This is a genomic window from Acinetobacter sp. A47 (assembly GCF_000805455.1).
Taxonomy (GTDB): domain Bacteria; phylum Pseudomonadota; class Gammaproteobacteria; order Pseudomonadales; family Moraxellaceae; genus Acinetobacter.
In genome coordinates this window covers 135,640-154,676 of sequence record NZ_JSUS01000001.1, presented here as the reverse complement: position 1 = coordinate 154,676, position 19,037 = coordinate 135,640, and the positions used below count along the sequence as shown (strand labels likewise).

General features: G+C 41.5%; 11 protein-coding genes and 1 CRISPR repeat array (1 of these 12 running past the window's edge). Of the genes, 2 read left to right on the top strand and 9 right to left on the bottom strand.

Annotated elements, in window-relative coordinates:
- Window positions 1-3,684: a CRISPR direct-repeat array (repeat unit 28 nt; unit sequence TTTCTAAATGGCGTATGCCGCCATGAAC) (it extends 1,797 nt beyond the left edge of the window).
- A gap of 132 nt (window positions 3,685-3,816) precedes the next feature.
- The 7 genes from cas6f to OC23_RS00615 form a co-directional block, all read right to left on the bottom strand.
- A complete protein-coding gene (gene cas6f, locus OC23_RS00645; protein WP_038342561.1) occupies window positions 3,817-4,428 on the bottom strand; it encodes a type I-F CRISPR-associated endoribonuclease Cas6/Csy4 in 612 nt (203 codons plus the stop codon).
- Window positions 4,428-5,477 carry a type I-F CRISPR-associated protein Csy3 gene (csy3, locus tag OC23_RS00640; protein WP_038342052.1) on the bottom strand — a complete coding sequence of 350 codons (1,050 nt, stop codon included), beginning with the start codon at window positions 5,475-5,477 and terminating at the stop codon, window positions 4,428-4,430. Before csy3 ends, cas6f begins: the two co-directional genes overlap by 1 nt.
- 2 nt (window positions 5,478-5,479) lie before the next feature.
- Entirely contained in the window at window positions 5,480-6,583 is a 1,104-nt protein-coding gene (gene csy2 / locus OC23_RS00635) for a type I-F CRISPR-associated protein Csy2 (RefSeq protein ID WP_038342051.1), read from the bottom strand.
- Window positions 6,583-7,923, bottom strand: a complete 1,341-nt coding sequence (csy1, locus tag OC23_RS00630; RefSeq protein ID WP_038342050.1) for a type I-F CRISPR-associated protein Csy1 — start codon at window positions 7,921-7,923, stop codon at window positions 6,583-6,585. Before csy1 ends, csy2 begins: the two co-directional genes overlap by 1 nt.
- A 204-nt stretch (window positions 7,924-8,127) precedes the next feature.
- A complete protein-coding gene (gene cas3f / locus OC23_RS00625) occupies window positions 8,128-11,646 on the bottom strand; it encodes a type I-F CRISPR-associated helicase Cas3f (RefSeq protein ID WP_227505522.1) in 3,519 nt (1,172 codons plus the stop codon).
- On the bottom strand, window positions 11,643-12,605 hold the full coding sequence (cas1f, locus tag OC23_RS00620; RefSeq protein ID WP_038342049.1) for a type I-F CRISPR-associated endonuclease Cas1f: 963 nt from the start codon (window positions 12,603-12,605) through the stop codon (window positions 11,643-11,645). The genes cas3f and cas1f overlap by 4 nt, the downstream gene beginning before the upstream one ends.
- A gap of 118 nt (window positions 12,606-12,723) precedes the next feature.
- Window positions 12,724-13,095, bottom strand: coding sequence for a DUF962 domain-containing protein (locus OC23_RS00615; RefSeq protein WP_038342047.1), 372 nt, complete (start codon window positions 13,093-13,095; stop codon window positions 12,724-12,726).
- Between the two features lie 176 nt (window positions 13,096-13,271).
- Between OC23_RS00615 and OC23_RS00610 the strand changes: the two genes are divergently transcribed.
- Window positions 13,272-14,720 carry a CYTH and CHAD domain-containing protein gene (locus OC23_RS00610; RefSeq protein ID WP_038342043.1) on the top strand — a complete coding sequence of 483 codons (1,449 nt, stop codon included), beginning with the start codon at window positions 13,272-13,274 and terminating at the stop codon, window positions 14,718-14,720.
- A gap of 253 nt (window positions 14,721-14,973) precedes the next feature.
- Here the strand turns inward: OC23_RS00610 and OC23_RS00605 are convergent, their stop codons facing one another.
- On the bottom strand, window positions 14,974-15,606 hold the full coding sequence (locus OC23_RS00605) for a hypothetical protein (protein ID WP_038342041.1): 633 nt from the start codon (window positions 15,604-15,606) through the stop codon (window positions 14,974-14,976).
- Between the two features lie 105 nt (window positions 15,607-15,711).
- On the opposite strand from OC23_RS00605, the gene OC23_RS00600 reads away from it, so the two are divergent.
- The gene (locus OC23_RS00600) at window positions 15,712-16,095 is read left to right on the top strand and encodes a DUF3144 domain-containing protein (RefSeq protein WP_038342040.1); all 384 of its coding nucleotides are present in this window, start codon (window positions 15,712-15,714) and stop codon (window positions 16,093-16,095) included.
- A gap of 52 nt (window positions 16,096-16,147) precedes the next feature.
- Here the strand turns inward: OC23_RS00600 and OC23_RS00595 are convergent, their stop codons facing one another.
- A complete protein-coding gene (locus tag OC23_RS00595; protein WP_038342039.1) occupies window positions 16,148-18,916 on the bottom strand; it encodes a M16 family metallopeptidase in 2,769 nt (922 codons plus the stop codon).
- Window positions 18,917-19,037: the final 121 nt, after the last annotated feature.

Here is a 19,037-nt window from a genome sequence, read left to right as displayed (position 1 = left end):
ATGGCGTATGCCGCCATGAACCAAAACAATTCCAAAAATACCGGGATTTATCCTTTCTAAATGGCGTATGCCGCCATGAACAGTAGTACCATATCTGCGGCCTGTTGATGTCTTTTCTAAATGGCGTATGCCGCCATGAACATGTATTTCTTTAGGTTAATACCATTGATATATTTCTAAATGGCGTATGCCGCCATGAACTACTAGATTTTGAAGCCTCACTGACCGTTGCTATTTCTAAATGGCGTATGCCGCCATGAACGCTACAACCCGAATGGCTTACGTTGTCCATCATTTCTAAATGGCGTATGCCGCCATGAACTTAATGAGGTTAAGAGTTTGTATTTACAGTAATTTCTAAATGGCGTATGCCGCCATGAACTGGGAATCTTTCAAAGCGACTTGGAACTGGCATTTCTAAATGGCGTATGCCGCCATGAACAACGCACCGTCATAATCATCCTTGCTCAGTTTTTTCTAAATGGCGTATGCCGCCATGAACAGTGCAAGGTTTTACCCATTGGTAGCGTCAGTTTTCTAAATGGCGTATGCCGCCATGAACATAGAGCTTGCAGAGCAGGGTCTATTTCTTCTTTTCTAAATGGCGTATGCCGCCATGAACACTGACGTAAAGAAAGTGCATCACTTTCTTTTTTTCTAAATGGCGTATGCCGCCATGAACGTTTAATCAAAAAACACCACAAGTCAAAATATTTTCTAAATGGCGTATGCCGCCATGAACGCCATAATTCAAAATCCATCAAGGCTCATCAATTTCTAAATGGCGTATGCCGCCATGAACAGGAATTACAATCTAATGTTCGTCAGGCAATATTTCTAAATGGCGTATGCCGCCATGAACTTGATTCATTGTTATAGATCACACGTGCTGTGTTTCTAAATGGCGTATGCCGCCATGAACTATCGTATGTGCCAACGAGGCGCGATCCCGGCTTTCTAAATGGCGTATGCCGCCATGAACGTCTCCGAGTTTTTCGTGAATATATTTGTCCTTTTCTAAATGGCGTATGCCGCCATGAACAAGAACTTAACAGCCATATCAGTGTAATCAGACTTTCTAAATGGCGTATGCCGCCATGAACTTCCTTATTCGGAATTTCATCGGCTTTCGTGTTTTCTAAATGGCGTATGCCGCCATGAACAACCTAAGGCAAACTTGGCAATTTCCTTATTCTTTCTAAATGGCGTATGCCGCCATGAACCATTTCAAAAAATGGCTCACCTACGTTGGCAATTTCTAAATGGCGTATGCCGCCATGAACGATGATCGCCGTAAAGCGCACTACGGCAGATGTTTCTAAATGGCGTATGCCGCCATGAACTTAGTGCGTACCCGTTTAAGTGATGTTGATCGTTTCTAAATGGCGTATGCCGCCATGAACACTACCGCTAACGATGCATATGAGGTCTTTAATTTCTAAATGGCGTATGCCGCCATGAACGATTGGCCCCGTTGAGTACACATCCATGCTTTTTTCTAAATGGCGTATGCCGCCATGAACAAACTCTAATTGCATCATCATTAACTCATGTTTTTCTAAATGGCGTATGCCGCCATGAACTACTTGTAAGAACTCACGCGCGCCCGGTGAAATTTCTAAATGGCGTATGCCGCCATGAACGGCGCTGCGCGGAAGGCCGGACACAATGTAGTTTTCTAAATGGCGTATGCCGCCATGAACGCTGAGGCGTGAAACCTCAACAGCTTTAGCTATTTCTAAATGGCGTATGCCGCCATGAACATTATGGCGCAGCTTCTAACAGTGGTGATTATTTTCTAAATGGCGTATGCCGCCATGAACTCTTATTGATTTTCAACCCTGGAAAACCAAGATTTCTAAATGGCGTATGCCGCCATGAACACAGTGGCTATCAAGGCGCAGCTTCTAACAGTTTTCTAAATGGCGTATGCCGCCATGAACGTGTGGGGCGTTGCCAAATGATTTTTACATTATTTCTAAATGGCGTATGCCGCCATGAACTACTTTTTGCTGTTCTCTTTGCTGGCCTTTTTTTTCTAAATGGCGTATGCCGCCATGAACGTGAGCATGTCATTGTTATTCAGAGACAGAATTTTCTAAATGGCGTATGCCGCCATGAACACCTGATTAATAGCCATGATGCAAAGCGTACTTTTCTAAATGGCGTATGCCGCCATGAACGAGGATACTGGCAGAGAGTGTCATCTTTATGATTTCTAAATGGCGTATGCCGCCATGAACATAGATGCTCAGCATTAGCCTGATTTGACATCATTTCTAAATGGCGTATGCCGCCATGAACAATCGTCTTAATTGGAACGTTAGACATGATTATTTCTAAATGGCGTATGCCGCCATGAACGATAAAACTACTGTTGCCAAGGAAATTAACGATTTCTAAATGGCGTATGCCGCCATGAACTCTATGACCATCTGTTGCAGCTATGATGCCAATTTCTAAATGGCGTATGCCGCCATGAACTCGCTGAGTGCTTCCGGGTGCTTAAACCGAATTTTCTAAATGGCGTATGCCGCCATGAACAGAGAAGGTTTTAAATCGTTATGTGTCAGTTCTTTCTAAATGGCGTATGCCGCCATGAACGGTTACATCTAATCCGATTAATGTTCCAGGCTTTTCTAAATGGCGTATGCCGCCATGAACATTATTTTGCCCAGGCTCAGTCATCACAGAGTTTTCTAAATGGCGTATGCCGCCATGAACTGTCCGGATGGTTCAGTGATTTTTTATGATGATTTCTAAATGGCGTATGCCGCCATGAACGCTTCCTTTTTCATTCCCCCCGATAAAACAGTTTTCTAAATGGCGTATGCCGCCATGAACCTTTTGGCAATCAATTAAAGATTTTTTTGGTTTTTCTAAATGGCGTATGCCGCCATGAACTTGTGGTGGGATATGGGCAGTCACTGAGTATTTTTCTAAATGGCGTATGCCGCCATGAACATTACCTGATTCGGAAATTCCAGCACGACTACTTTCTAAATGGCGTATGCCGCCATGAACTCTGCTCAGCAATAATACTTTTTGCAACATCATTTCTAAATGGCGTATGCCGCCATGAACTGACTTTCTTTGCAAAGATTAAGAAAGAAACATTTCTAAATGGCGTATGCCGCCATGAACCAGGTTATATGTTATGGGCATCTGCATGTATCTTTCTAAATGGCGTATGCCGCCATGAACATCAAACAGGCAAGCTAGTAAAGCATTTTAACTTTCTAAATGGCGTATGCCGCCATGAACTACCAAGCTCACGCATGATGTCTTGGTATGCTTTTCTAAATGGCGTATGCCGCCATGAACTTTTCTGTTAATCCCTAGTTAAATCATAAACCTTTCTAAATGGCGTATGCCGCCATGAACAAACAGATTCTTGTTGATCTAATTGAATTTAATTTCTAAATGGCGTATGCCGCCATGAACTTTAATTGTTGTGTTGGTCGGCTTCCTGATCTTTTCTAAATGGCGTATGCCGCCATGAACCAAACAATTCTAACGGCTCTGTTGATTGCTATTTTCTAAATGGCGTATGCCGCCATGAACTACCATTGTACTTAATACAGCCGGAGAACATCTTTCTAAATGGCGTATGCCGCCATGAACAAGAAAAAGACCCTACGACGGGCGAACCTACTTTTCTAAATGGCGTATGCCGCCATGAACTATAAAATTATAGTAAAAATATAAGTTACAACAAGTAGTTAATATAAATTATGGCATTTTACCCAATCAAAAAACCACTTATTGTAACTTATTGATTTTATTAAACTGTTAAAGAATAGAAAAAATATTGGGTCAAAACTCTGGTATGGTTGAGAAGCGGCTTAACCCATAAGTTCCAAATGTTCCCTCTTTTGCCTCATCGGCAACAGATTTACCAATATATAAACGATATGGCCGATCTATATTTTCCTCTCGCTTGGCACTCAGACTTTTTAAACTTACATAAGGCTCAACGATGGGGTGATCAATATATTCCTTAAAATGCTGCCTCGCTTGATTCAAAGAAATATTGCGACGCTGCGCTTGATGAGCAATACGTTCCTCCAAATTCATCTTCGGATTCACTCGAAAATAATTGGCAAATCCAGTGACCTTAGCATGAGGGACATCTCGCGGTTGAGTAACATGGACATAATCCACTAATCGTTCCAGCCATTTCCCCAGATTAAGTTGATGTAACTCGGCTTCTGTATTTGCAAAGATACGAATTTTCTTACCCAAAAACCCAATATTCTTTTGCCGGTTAATACCGTATTGAGGAAAAGATACACCAAAGGGTATCTTTTCTTTTTCATCAATATGTTCAACAAAAGCAATATGGAGCTGAGTATAGACTTTTGACCAAAGAAAATACGCAGAAGTATCTTCATCAGGCAAAAGGGTAAGCTCAATATAATATTGCATCATTTATCACTCTCACCAAAGACGCCACCACGTACCAGCACAGACATCACATAATGCTGCTGTTCAATTTCAGGAACTCTGCCTGTATTTACCCAACCATCAAACAGACTATAAAAATCTTGTCCTTCTTTAGGCTGACGATATGCTTTACCTTCAGAAGTCACTGAACCATATGGTTCAACAGCAATCGGTTTGGTTGCATCTGGGTACCATGTATCGATAGTACGTAGGGCATTGCCAATTTTTTGTGAGTGAATCCCTGCTTCCTTGTTGTTAATTGCATATAGGGTTTTACTTTTTTTACCTTTTGTATTCCCTGCATCAAGAATTAATTCTTGAGAAGGATAAACCTCTTGCCCTTCTCCTAAACGAGCAAAACCAGTAACTCTTAATAATACATGTTCATTACCCGTCAACCCTGCCTGAATCCATGTAGCAAGTTGTGCTAACGATTGTTCCTGTTCTGAATCGACTTTAACCTCATATAAACGGTTAGCCAGAGCATCAAAACTCAATTTTGCACTTGCTTTACCATCCACAATACGTTCAACCGACACAATGACATTTTCCGCACCAATACGGTTTCGCCATAAGAAGCGTCCATTTGCCAGATTTACTGCATAACGTTTAGCCAGTTCCTTAAACTGTGATTCCGCTTTATACCCTGAAACAACTGCATTAAGTCGTTCAGCAAAACTCTCATCATTACAGGCCGATGGTTGTCCAACATTCGGTAAAACACGTAAGGTAAATGTAACGGCAACGGTATCTTTACCTTGTGGCAATGCAGCAATATCAACGGTTTGTAAATTGGCTTTTTCAACTGCGGCATTAATATAGACAGGATCAATTTCTTTGGTATTTTTAGGACGGTTTGAGATTGTACCTCGTACTGATTTTTCCTGGATCTGGATAACCGTAGTACCTGCACCATTTTCAATTTCATTCCAGTTAACTACGGTCATGCGCCCATCTGATGGATCTAAATGACGGTTAAACGATAATACTGATGCAGTTTTAATTTTATTATTAGATGGAGTTTTAGCCATGATTAATATTCCTCATTTTCATAATTTGTATAGTCATCAAATGATTGTTCCTCTAAATCATCTGACAATAATTGGATGTTAAGTTTTGGCGCAAAAGGTTGAATGAGTTCATAAACACCGTCTTTAGGCACGTTGTTATATGTCCACAAGGTATAGGTTAAATCCTCAATCCGATGCGGACTTTGCCACTGCCCCAAACTCAATAAAGTTTCAACAAAAGTTGCTGGATACTGATTATCCCTTAATCCGGTAATGGAGCCTTTGTCTTGCAGTTCTGTTAATGCCGCATAACCAATTGGGATTGGTACTAACCAGCCTTTTAAATGCTCAGGACGAGGCCGTACCTGCCAAATACCTTTACGCTCTCCATCAACACCAAGTTGCGGCTGTTCCGTACTGGAAAGATTGAGGCGGCTGATATCCAGCAAAGTATCCAGAACATCAGGTTGATGTCCTTGCGTCTCTAAATAGGCGTGTTGTTGGCTTAACCATTTTTGATGGGCAAGTAATACTTCATGTCGATGCAGCAATACAAAACCTGGCAATAACATATGACGCAACTTTTTGGTTTTATTAATAGCCTCAGACAATGACCAATTCACCAATTTAGGCTTTACCCGTCGATGAGGAAAAATTGCCCCGCCAGCCAAACGCATTCCATAAATTGATTGGTTAAGTCTTTGAATCAAGTATTGGGTTTGCTCATTTAAATCTTCATCATTGGCAGATAAATGTTGATCTAAATCATTGCCACTTAAGCCAATGATCAAACTGACTTCAAAATGCCCTTTTCCTTCTTCCACCATTGCAGGCGTTGATCCATCTGATTCCAAAGGATGACGAGCGAGATTGAGTTGGTACGGCGAATAACGGTAATCGCTACTTTTAGTCACTTGAGGGATAAACTGGTGACATACGATACCAACTCCACAACACTCCAGAGTGTGATACTGTTCTTGTTCATTCAATTTTCGCTGCAAAGCATGAGCAAACCCTGTAAAGGCACTCGGTGCGGGAAAGCCCCATGTTAGATGGCTATTGATAATAGAAGCATTTTCAACTTGTAAACGAACAATGTATAAAGCTTTAGGATAGGCATAACGCATTAAGCAAACTCCTCTTTGAGTAATTGCAACTTATCCCGTAAAGCAATTGACCATACCCGAGCCTCATGATCATCCAGATCAGCTAATTTGCCTCTAACGGTTAACACTTTGTTTAACCAATCGCCAAAGTTGTTGCCCACTTCTGTACGCCAATCCCGACAACGATAACCCTTTAACCATTCCTGTTCTTCTTCTGTCAAAGTGTCCAAATCTTCCTTATCAAAAAGCTCCTCACGATAACCACGATCTAACCAGAAACTTTCAGCACGATTAAATTTACGCTGCGAATCAAGTGTCCAACCTGAAGTTGCACTTTGTTGAAGTTCAAGGCTCATATCAATCACACAATCTACAAGCTGATTGACCAATTCATCTCGCTTATCACGAAATGCAACATTATTTCGATCATATTCATGTCGATACATATGAATGATAGACTTTAAAATCGGTTTTACATCCTGACGGTTACTTAAATAACCTGTAAACACTGAACCAGATTTTGGTAATTCAACCAACAGTCCTTGCCAAACAGGTGGTAACGATGGCAATAACCACATCGAACCACGCCGGTCGCTATTGAGTTGTGAAATATTCTGGGGTTTTGATCCGCCATAATTATGAACCAGTAAACTAGGGTACTCTCGGCTTTCCTGCGGATAATGCAGCTCCTTAAAGCGAGCTTCACGTAACACCTTGCTTGACTCACCAAAACGATCCTGTGAGATTTGCTGATACACCCGATGTACCAATGCACTGGGGTATAAAATTACCAAGATATGATACTTATCTTGATCGACAGGAAAATAAACCTGTTTGGATAAGCGCCCTGCATTTAACTCCGATGGAATTTCACTAAATGCCAAAAATCGTTGATAGCGGATTTGTGCCTGTTCAGCATGTTTTGAAAGTGCGGCGATAAAATCCTGATCGGCTTTTAATAAACGATCAAGTAATGAAATGCCCTTAAACTTTTGCCGTAATAACTTAAATACATCCAAGACGGCAGCATTACCAATTACATCAGCTTCAAGTTGCAAACCTTGTGATCCAACAAAATCATGAGTCTTGTTCTGCTCTGCATAAAACATGGCCGATGCTTTAGAACTGGGGTGATGCTGTTTAGGCGTATGCGTTGCCAAGCGAATTTGGCTGATCCTTAAACTGGCCTCTTCTAACCATGTTTCAGGTTGATATTTTTCCAGCAGCTTTTCACGTTCAGTAAAGTCATCTTCTTTGAGCTTCTCCAACTTTTCATTTAAACGTCCCTGAATATATTGCTCAATCAAGGCTCGAATGGTTGGTGGTGAAGCATCTTCAATTTCTTCTGCTTCAATTGTCATATATCCTCCACTTCATTTTAATCCTATTTAATCGTAATTTTAAAAAATTGTATCTATCTTATTTAACTTACCTTGTTAACTTTGCTTATGCAATATGACTCGGTTTAAAATTCACATCTACTTATATAAGTAGCTTAGAAATATTTGAACGTTATTTATAGTTCACTGCCGCACAGGTAGCTTAGGTTTTAGGATTTATAAGGTTTACTTCCTTATAAATCCTAACCAATCGTGATAAAGCCATTTCTTTTGCTCTGCCAGTATGGGTAAGTTTAGGCTTAAATAGCGGGAACAATTTTCAGACCAGCTTCGCTCAACTGTGGTCGCATCTAAATATTTTTCTAAAGCGATTTCAGGCTTCTGATTTGGCCAACAATGAATTTGAGGATTATTTGCCAATTCAATTCGTCTAACCAAACTTTCAACCAGTAACCAATTCCCTGTTTTTTCATTATATTGATAAAGCTTTAAAGGCTGCTCTTCCTCTTCTGCCCTCAACGCAGTAAAAAATTCAGCCTGTGACTGCCGAAACCGGCTGAGTGTTTGTAAAATGCCAGTGTAATGAATAGGCGTATTCCAAAAACTATAGGCTGGAAATTTGATTGGGGATACATCAATAGGACGCATATCAGGACAAATGCCATGACCTAATAAAATATGATGCATGCGGTCATGTTCCAAATCAGCTAAACGTGGATAGCCTGATCTTTCATAGAATTGTTTGAGGTAATTTGCCGGCGGCTGGGTCAATCGGGCAATTGAGTCGAGTTGTTTAAAATGCTTAAGATCCATCAGTCCTGCATTTTTTGTATCATCTATTCCCCGTAAAAAATGCCTCCTTACACCTTTCCCTTGAAACTCAAATCCGGTTGCTTCAAAACCAGGACGAGAAAAACAGATTTGTTGAGGATACCTAAAATGTCGGATATTGGTTTCCATAATAAAGACATTCGGATGGAAGTATGGTTCTATACGATGCCGTCTTGCTCGACCCGAAGCCTGAATAATTGAACGCATCGAAGAGGGTTCAATGATCATCCAGTCATAATCATGGTCTCTCCCTACTTCACAGACAGGCGAAGCCAAGACCAAAATCAACTGTTTTTGTTCAGGATATTTTTGCAACCAGTTCTGTACCAAATGATGATCATGGGGTTGCTTACTATTATTTCGATCTAAAATTTCATCCAGATATTTCTCAATATTGGCTCGAATCAGTAACGGAAAACGGGAATGATATACACACAAATGAATACGAGTGTCTGCATCAATTTTTTGTTTTAATAACAGTTGGGCAATATTTGCCAGGGGATCAATATTGGCAAAACGGACCAATCCCACACTATATTGTTTACCTGTTGCTGGATCAGTAATGGCATTTAACTGATGAGCTTTTAAACTCGTGCTTAGAATATGTTGGGTAAATACATTTTGCCACGTTTCAGTTGCAGGGATTTGTCTAGGTAAACCGACCCATTCCAAGGTACGTCTTTGTGTTGAAGCTGCCTGTTCATTTAAATAAGTCGCCCGTTTCTTGGTAAATTGATGATGGGCTTTTTCAAATACGGGATTGGCTTCTGCGTTTTTGACCGTACCATCACATGGAATAACTTGATGGGTAATACTTTTCTCATTTTCATCAAACCATGCTGCAATAATCGGCTGGTTGGCTTGAGTACGATGAAGATTATAAAACTTGCGCCCAGAACTATAGGCCAGATATAAACCATTAATTTCAGCGGGTGTTAATGTTGCAGAAGACAACAACACCCGACTCCCCAATAAACCGGCCCAATACACCAGCCGGGCGAGTGCATAATAATCATCGGGTGAAAAATCATCAGGTTCATCAAAGACTAAATCGGATGACATCAAGCGTAACATCGGGGCAATTTGCCGTCCACCGCGGGTACTTTCAGTTGCAGGAATTAAATAGTCAATCGTGCAACATAAGATTGGACTCATCAGCATTTTCTTGACTTGATGATTACCTTTTAGCCATTTTGTTAACAAATGATCTGATGGCAAAATTCCGTCAAAATCTGGCTCAAAGTCTTCAAAATCAACTTCTACATCAGGTTCAAATAAACCTGTTAAAGATTCTGATCCCATCATTTTGGCTAAGGCAGGGTTTTTAGTTGGGTCAGGATTTTCGATATCCTGAATGAGTTGTTCCGAACCAGCTTGACTATATTGTTCAAATATTTCCTTAACCGCTCCACCACCAACCATAATGGCTAAATCGGTATCATCCAGATTTAATTTTTGTCGCAGCGCCTTGCCTGTTTGTAAAGTCAAAGTTCTCAAGCCCAACGCAATATTAAACCGCGTACCCTTTTCAGGATCAGCCAACCCATACATGATTCTAGTATTAGCTAAGGTTTTCCCCCGCCCAGTTGATGCTAGATTCACACCAAAGAATCCATGATCTGGATAATTTTTCTGAATGCTGCAAGCTTCCTGATAGGATTTATCCTGCCATTTATAATAAGAATTGCTATTTTTTCCTTCCAAAGATCGTTGTTTCGGTAGACGATTAAATAACTCATCTAAACGCGTCAATGCCCCCATAAGCTTGCGAGCAGATTGGCTTACGCCAACCAGATGATCATCTAAAGGTTGTTTTAATTCACCAAATTTATCTGTATTGGCATAACAGGAATATTTCGGATCATGCCATTTGGGTGTCGCCTCGCAACTTGAATAATAGTGATCAGATAACATCAATACCAAACGGGAAACATGGCTGAGATAAGGATCGGACAAACTGGTCGCTGGATAGGCTTTATAAAGTTGCATAAGCTTTGCTGCACAGCTATTCATTTCCTTACACCATATTTGGCTATTAAAAGGAACATGCGCTGCTTTTATGTTCCAGCATTGCTGAATCTCTTTTTCCTGATTTTTATCTTTACCCACATACTCACGTGGATAACACCATTTAAAATTCAGGTCATCTAAGACTGTGGCAAACTTTGTTACAGCATACTGATCATCTTTACTTTTATCTTTGCTCAACACATTATCCGGGACAGGCAAACGATGATGTGAAACGATTAACCAGGCAACCAGTTTGGCAATTTCTGGTATTTCTCGAAATGGTGATGGATGCTGTGCTTGGTCAGGATGGTCCTTAATCATATTTTCGAGCCATCTATAATCATCATTTTGAGGCGAGATCTTGATTAGTTTTTCAATCCAGAACTCATCTTGATGACCACATGATTTTACAAAGGCTTCAAATAATCTTAAAGAAATCCATTCATGCCGAAATGGATCAGCAATCGGCTTTTTATTGTATTTTGCGTTGGCTATTTTCTTGGCAAAAAAAGGATTTATTTTTCCAAAGTCATGGAATAAAGCAGCAATCCGACTTAATACAGTAATCAATGGGGCTGTGTGCCAACTGGTATCATTATGGTCTAACTTGATAGGCTTGGCAGTCCTATTCACAGGCACAATCCCCTGTTCATTAAACTTGTTCCGATTTCCTACAATCCATAAAAGTTCAGTTCTACGGCGACCCCGAATCCAATGGCAACTCACCGCCGTATTCTTCGTAACGGTTTTTCTCAGTAGCTTTTTTACTGCTAACAGCCCCTCTTCGGTGATCACCGTTTGCCAGGTGTTATCACCAATCCGATCTGCAAAGGCATCCAGCACACGCCGTGTACGAGGAATTGCTTTCTTTTCACATTGGGAAATAAAAGTAACAATCATCATTCACTCTCCACACTCGGAAAGCTTCTACAAGCCTGCAATTTCACCTGTTCAAACATAAAGTCCAGGCACTTATATTCAGTGAACTTCTGCAATAGCTGTTGACGGAAATCCTGCTCATTCGCACCTTCTTTGGCACAAATAAATGCCCACGGTAAAACCACAGCATCCTTAATTAAATCTGCAACATCAAAGACCAGTGCCCCGCGTCTGGTCTTTCCATGCATGACTGCAAAACTATGGCTAATACCTAAGACCCAAAGCGTTGTCGCACTCAGACCATAAGCCAGATAATTACCATGATTCAAAAAATCATTCGCAAGATCACCTTGTTCAGGATTACGTTCAAAACCGAGTTTGCAACGGGTCGCCGCAATTTTATAAAGTTGTTTGGTCGTCTGGGCCTCTGCAAGCAGCAAATCTCCAACCTTCGTCATCTTTGGAATTTTCTTTTCAAAACCATTTAAGGCGTGTTGAATATCCAGATCATCCAGATAAAATCCCTCATCTTTAAGCTCTTTATCTTTTGCCCAAACTTTGCGAATAAACTCGATACGAGCAAACTGAAATTGCTTTGCAACCTCTAGACGTTTAGATTCGTCAAACCAAAAGCTCATCCAGCTTTGCATGTATTCTGTTGGCCGGTATTCACTCTGCGGCATGAGCCACTCCACTTCACTCCCTGCAAATAGCGGCGTTCCCCCACCTCCACAAAACCCCACCAACACCCCAGCACTACATAACATACGCATCGCAGCCTGTGTAATGGAAGTCCCTGTACCCAGTAATATTACCGTCGTGTTGGCTATTGGAATATTCCAGTATTGATTTTCATTTTTTGCTTCGGTGAGATATAACACTCGCCCATCTTTTTGCATGACACGACAATGCTCTAAATAATAAAGATTGGCACGTTTAGAATGTAAGATTGCTTTTAAATCAGATGGGTTTAGTTGTTCCACGCTTATGTTTTCCCTCATTTTTTACACATATTATATAAAGCTTAAAATAATAAAAAAGCTGCCGAAGCAGCTTGGCGACACTTAATGTCGCTTTATAATTCTTTAGATAAAACTTGATTTAAGACTCAATTTTATCAAACTGACGATCGATCAGACTCAGACGGCCACGTGCTATATCCGACAGCATCCGCCAATCCGAAATAAAGCTATAAACTGGCTGTTTAAAGCTCGCAGGTTTATTTTTCTCAAACATAAAATGCCCGACCCAGGCACAGGCATATCCCGAAACCAAACCATATAACGCATATTTGACCTGACGCTTACGAATGGCTTTGCTAAAGAAATACAAACCAATCGAGCTGCCTGCCGCATGCAGACGGCGGCTGGCAATATTGCGATGTTCAGTTAAATAAAAGCGGTAAAATTCATTATAGTTTTTAATGGGTAATGAAAATTCCACGGGCTGAGTAATATTGGCTGGCGCATTCATTTCTGGATTATCCTCATCGTGCGAAACTCTCCACACGTTAATGTATTTTCTGTACAAAATAAAGTCATTGCATCTTTTGCCCGACCGGCTTAAAACAACTTTACAATAATTTTTCAGATCAAATGTTTATACTATTTTTATCGTTATCATCCTTGCTGGTCAGGAGTCATTACATCATGGAAATAGAGCTGAAATTTCAACTTCCTGAAGCCAAGAAAAAAAGTGTTTTACAGACTTTAAGCAAGCAAAAAGCACAGAAAATTCGCTTGCAGGCAAAATATTACGATACCGCAGAGCGTTTACTGGCAAAAAATTATGTGGCTATTCGCTTACGCCAAGAAGGCGAACACTGGGTACAAACCTTTAAAGCAGCCAGTAAGAATCATTTACAACGGATTGAAGAAGATATTTATTTAGGCAAATGTGCTCAAGAACCTGAACTTGATCTGTCCCTCTATCAACATAACCAGACCGTTCAAACAGTACTACGTGAGATTTTAGGCGAAACGCCAGCCGAACTACAATTACAGTTTCAGACCGATGTGCAACGGACATTTCATGTATTTCAGTTTGAAGGTTCGCATATTGAAGTCTGTCTGGATGATGGGGAAATCCGAACCCCAACCGATCATGCCAAAATCTGCGAAGTCGAGTTTGAATTAAAACAGGGTTCAACAGCAGACCTGATCCAGTTTGCCAAAACCTGGGTCGATCAATACCAGCTCTGGCTGGATGTCCGCAGTAAAGCTGAACGCGGCAATTTACTGGCTCAAGGCAAAGTCGTCTCTCCTGCCACCAAAGCGAAATCACTGAATTTAAATAAAGATGTCAGCGCTGAACAGGCGATCAAACAGGTGATTGAAAATACCCTCAATCATATTCTGCCCAATGCGGCGGCGATTGCGGATGGCGTCGCCGAAGCAGATCATATTCACCAAGCCCGTGTCGGCTTACGTCGCCTGCGCTCGGCTTTAAAACATTTTTCCAACTGGTCGGCACAGATTGATCCGAGCTGGGAAAGCCAATTGGCAGATATTTTTAGAGCTTTGGGACAATCACGTGATCAGGATGCCATTCAGGACTCCGTCATTCCCTTAGTCAAACACGTCTGTGATTTTGAGTTTCCCTTCCCTGAAAATATCGACACCAATATTGCTGGATTATTAAGTGACAGCAACACCACCCAGCTGTTTCTATCCTTATTCAGCTTTAGCTATAGTGATCAACAATCAAAATCCAAACTTTCTAAACAAGCTGCTAAAAGCTTAACCAAGCTGTACCAAAAAATTCTAAAAGATGCGTCTCGATTCTCTACACTTCCGGTAGAACAGCAACACCGTACCCGTAAGCGCGTTAAACAATTGCGTTATTGCATCGACTTTATTGCTGGGATTTATCCAGACAAACAGGTTCAGCAATTTTTAAATAAATTACAGCCGATTCAGGAATATTTAGGCTTCTATAATGACCTGTTTGTGGCTGAACAGTTCTTTGAACAACAGGCTAATGAGCATCCTCAGTTTTTATTTGCTTTAGGCTGGGTTAAGGCTCAACAACCGCATGTTGCAAAGAAAGCGGCAAAGAAACTACGGGCTTTATCGACTAAAGATATTTTTTGGAAATAAGTTTTATTTCCTAAGTTAACTTCATAGCGGAGTCATGCCGAGTTCTCATTCAATTTCAGGATATACCTTCGGTGACCTACTTTTCTTTCGGGAAAAGTAGGCAAAACCATATGTCATCTACAAAACCTGTTCTCTGCTTTCACACATCTCATTTTATCAACTCACCAAAATCATTCACTTTTTTAATACCACGCAGGTTGTAGATGACGCTCCCGACACTCATATTCCTGAGTAAGATACTCACTTAAATCATTTACCGATACTTTCCAAAAATCTTCCATGTACCATTATCCGCAATCGGATCACGATAACTATCATTACGCTGCTTACGCGGCTTATCGCGCGCATCGACCAGTTTAAAATGCGGCTCTACACTCAAAATCACGCCATTCATATAAAAACGGGTGCGGGTATAGTCACTCTGCCCGTGCTGAAATACATAAGTCCGTAAATCAACAAATTCACGATGCGCCACCAAAGCAGCAGTATCATCACTTCCTAGCCATTCCTGCATGGCAAAAATCTGATCGGTCTCAAACTGTCCACACTTTTCCAGTAAGGCTGCGACACCGCGAAAGGTTTTCGATTCTTTGGCACGGGTTTTATTGATCCGGATCCGGTCTACGTGAAAGAAAAATAATGGCAGGTTCAGGTGACTGGGCAAATGAATCGCATCCATGACATCATCTTCCATAAAGGGCTGACACAGTTGCTGAGCCCTCTCAATCAAAGGCTGCCATTGCCGGTAATATTCATCGACCTCATCCTTTAAACCATAATAAATTGGCAGGCCTTCCACACGCTCTAAATACTGTGGCGGATAAATATGCTGGCGCAGTAAGGCAATATCTGTTTTTAGACTCTGAATCGCGATTGCATCTTGCATAATGGTTATTCTGATTGCTTAGGCTATTTTAGGTTAAGGCAAAGGTTTAGTTTCGACAAGGCTTTGTCTATAATAGTGTGTCTTAATTTGTCGCTGGAAAATCACATGTCTCAAAAAATTAACGCTACTGATGTGACGGAAGAAGAAGCCTTAAATGCAGTATTTTTTGAGCGTGCCGACGAGTTTATCAAACTCGCCAATGAGTTTTGCCGTCCGCCTAAAGGCCAGCCGGCAAAACCGGAAGAATTACGGGGTCAGGTCAGCGCAGCCATGCTATTTGCAACAGCCCGTTTTAACACCTGGGTTGCTGCCAATAACTTTAAAGATGGCAATGAAATGCGTGATGCCAAAGAACAGGTCATGTCTTATCTGTTACAACAGTTCCAGATGATGCTGGAAGATAATTTTGATGAGTATTGCGAGCAGTTTGAAAACTACTTACGTTTCCGCAAGAATGAAGATTTTCATGCGCATAAACATGATCATTAATCGCTCATGATTAAAACAAAGCCACCTGATCGGTGGCTTTGTTTTTGCTTGCTTATTTCAGGTCTTGGGGCTGACCATACTGATCCGCCATCACTTCAACAAACTGGTCAAGTTTGATGTATTTCTTGATGGCCGCATTAATATCTTCTTTAGTCAGTCTGGCAATTTCCTGATCACGTTCAGCCCGGTCCAGCAAGTTTTTGTTACGCTCTAACTGACCGGTCAACATGCCATGAATGTTACGTTCATCTTCTAAAGCCGTGACACGTTTTTTCATGATGTCTGCTTTGGCCGCTTCAACTTCCTGCTCGGTCACACCTTTGCTTAACAGCTCATTCAGGACTTTATGCACCGACTGCGATACTTGCGCCGAACGGCCGGAAGTATAGTTGGCCGTAATGCTTAATGTACCGTCATTAATATCCGGGTCCAGGTCTAGACCGCTACCAAAACCATAGACCAGGGCATTTTTCTCACGTAACTCTTGTGCCAGACGCGATGAAAGCTGCGAGTTACCCAGAATATGGCTCAGGATAATTAAAGCTGGCGCATCTGGATGATAAGAACCAACAGGCAGTGCTAACACGCTTTGGTAACTGCCAAATTCACGCTGTTCAGATAAGGCATGCACTTTCTGCGCTTTATACACCGTATATTGACCTGTTACTTTGGTGTACGGCTGTTTTGCTTTCCAGGAACCAAATGCCTTTTGTAAGGTCTTTTGCATTTTCTTGGCATCAAAATCACCCGTCACCGCAATCTGGGCATGATCAGTCACAAAGAACTGATCATAGAATTGCTTCACTTGGGCCTGGGTCACATCACTGATCTGCTTTTTCGCAAAATCAGGATCAAAATGGTAACGCAGGTCACCAGGTTGATAGATTTCCAGAATTTTGGACAAGGTCATCGAAGCCACAACAGCAGGCTCGGTATAAGGACGATCCAGTACCGATAAACTTTGATTTTTAGCCAGATCAAATTCTGTTTGCGAGAATTTTGGCTGCTTCAGCACATCAATAATAAAATTGAAAAAGTCTTCAAACTTGTCTTTTTTCGCCTGTACCACAATGGTAAAACCATTGCCATTTGAGCTCACCGATGCCCCGCCGCTGGCCGCAATCGCTTTATCGGTAATTTCTTGCAGGCTATGCTGATCAGAACCACGCAACATCAGGTAACTGGTTAAATCCAGAGTGACCCCTTTACCAAACAAGGATTTTTCATCACCAAAGTCCAGACTAATGGTGGCATAGGTTTTATCATCGCGGGTTGCGGTCGGGAACAAGGCATAGCGAATGCCATTTTTTAGTTGGCCGCGCTGGATTTTCTGTTCGGTTTTTTGCAGCTGCTGGGCAGACTGTGCCATAAACTGGGTCACTTCCTGTTTATAGACACTGGCATCCTTTAACGGTTCAGCCTGCTCCTGGCTTTGATCGAGCGTTTTAGGCTTCTGTTCAGCCTTTAAGGTCATTGCCTTCTTCTGGTCTTCAGGTGTTGGCAAGATATCGCCTGAAATACGATGTGACGACACCAGAAATGCTTTAAGGGTTGTATTGACATCTTTTAACTTCAAGTCTTTAACTGCCTGTAAATCCTTGAAATACTGATCCCACCGACCTTGAGATGAAACAGCATAATCGCTCAGGCGCGAACCCAGGGCCACTGCATCGTTCATGATGGTATCGGCATCATTCTGCGTGATATTTTTAATCCGCTGTAACTCTGCCTCAGTAAACTCATGTTTATTTTCAACACCCGCCGTGAGCGCATCACTGACTTTTTTGGCATCATGATTCGGTGCATAAACGGCGCCCATAAACACCAGATTAAAATCCTGATCTAGCCATGTCGTCGATTGCACTGCTGTACTAATGCCCGTCTCGACCATGCTCTTGTACAGGCTACCGCTTGGCTGCATGGTATAAAGTGCTGGCGCCAGCGCTAAAGCAGGCTGCAACCGGGTATCTTTACCATTCATATAGATATGGAATTTAGCTAGATCACTGCCCTTTCTTACCGTGAATTGACGGGGTTCAATCTTGCTCGAGTCCAGTACCGGCACCTGTACCTGTGCGGGTACGGCACGTGCCGGAATCGGGCTAAAATACTGGTCAACCTTATTCAATACTTCATTTTTATCAAATTTGCCCGAAATTACCATGACCGCATTATTCGGTGCGTACCAGGTTCGGTAAAACTGGTTCAACTCATTCAGCTGAATGGATTTTAATTCAGGTAAATCGCCAATCGGCAAACGGCCTAAATACTGGTTGCCATAGGCAGCTTTCCACATCTGGTCCATCAGCACAGCAAAGGGCTGATCCATCCGGATTTCCCGTTCCCGTTTGACAATTTCAATCTCGGAAGGCACAAATTTTTCTTGTAGTACCAGTTTATCCATCCGCTCAGATTCAAGATACAGGATTTCGTTGAGTGCGTTTTTTTCAGGGCGGACAATATTTAAATATTTGGTCGAGTAGTAATCTGTGCTGGCATTGGTCATCAAGGTGAACTGATCCAGACGGCGCTGGAATTCTTCCCCTTTGACATTCTGGGTGCCTTTAAACGCCAGATGCTCCAGCAAATGGGCCAACCCGCCTTTGCCCTTCGGGTCATTCAGTGAACCTGTAAAGTAAACTGTATTGACATAGACCTTATTTTCTTTGGCATTTGGCGCAAGAATAACCCTGAAACCGTTATCTAATTTATATTCTTCGATATTTTTTTCACTTTTTACGAGCACAGTCTGTGACCAAGACGTCGCACTCAACCCGATCAGACAAAGAGAGAGAGTAAGCTGCTTAAAGCGCATTAACATAATTTATCCAAGTATTTATGGTGATTTAAATCATACAGACAAGCTATGGTAGAGAATGATTCGCATTTTTAATAGTTATCTTTTGAAAAAAGCTGTTTATTTAAACAGCTTTTATCTTTGT

What these genes read in the sequence shown, in the direction of transcription:
- cas6f (WP_038342561.1), bottom strand. Translation starts at nt 4,428, where the DNA reads ATGCAATATTATATTGAGCTTACCCTTTTGCCTGATGAAGATACTTCT.
- csy3 (WP_038342052.1), bottom strand. Translation starts at nt 5,477, where the DNA reads ATGGCTAAAACTCCATCTAATAATAAAATTAAAACTGCATCAGTATTA.
- csy2 (WP_038342051.1), bottom strand. Translation starts at nt 6,583, where the DNA reads ATGCGTTATGCCTATCCTAAAGCTTTATACATTGTTCGTTTACAAGTT.
- csy1 (WP_038342050.1), bottom strand. Translation starts at nt 7,923, where the DNA reads ATGACAATTGAAGCAGAAGAAATTGAAGATGCTTCACCACCAACCATT.
- cas3f (WP_227505522.1), bottom strand. Translation starts at nt 11,646, where the DNA reads ATGATGATTGTTACTTTTATTTCCCAATGTGAAAAGAAAGCAATTCCT.
- OC23_RS00615 (WP_038342047.1), bottom strand. Translation starts at nt 13,095, where the DNA reads ATGAATGCGCCAGCCAATATTACTCAGCCCGTGGAATTTTCATTACCC.
- OC23_RS00610 (WP_038342043.1), top strand. Translation starts at nt 13,272, where the DNA reads ATGGAAATAGAGCTGAAATTTCAACTTCCTGAAGCCAAGAAAAAAAGT.
- OC23_RS00605 (WP_038342041.1), bottom strand. Translation starts at nt 15,606, where the DNA reads ATGCAAGATGCAATCGCGATTCAGAGTCTAAAAACAGATATTGCCTTA.
- OC23_RS00600 (WP_038342040.1), top strand. Translation starts at nt 15,712, where the DNA reads ATGTCTCAAAAAATTAACGCTACTGATGTGACGGAAGAAGAAGCCTTA.
- OC23_RS00595 (WP_038342039.1), bottom strand. Translation starts at nt 18,916, where the DNA reads ATGTTAATGCGCTTTAAGCAGCTTACTCTCTCTCTTTGTCTGATCGGG.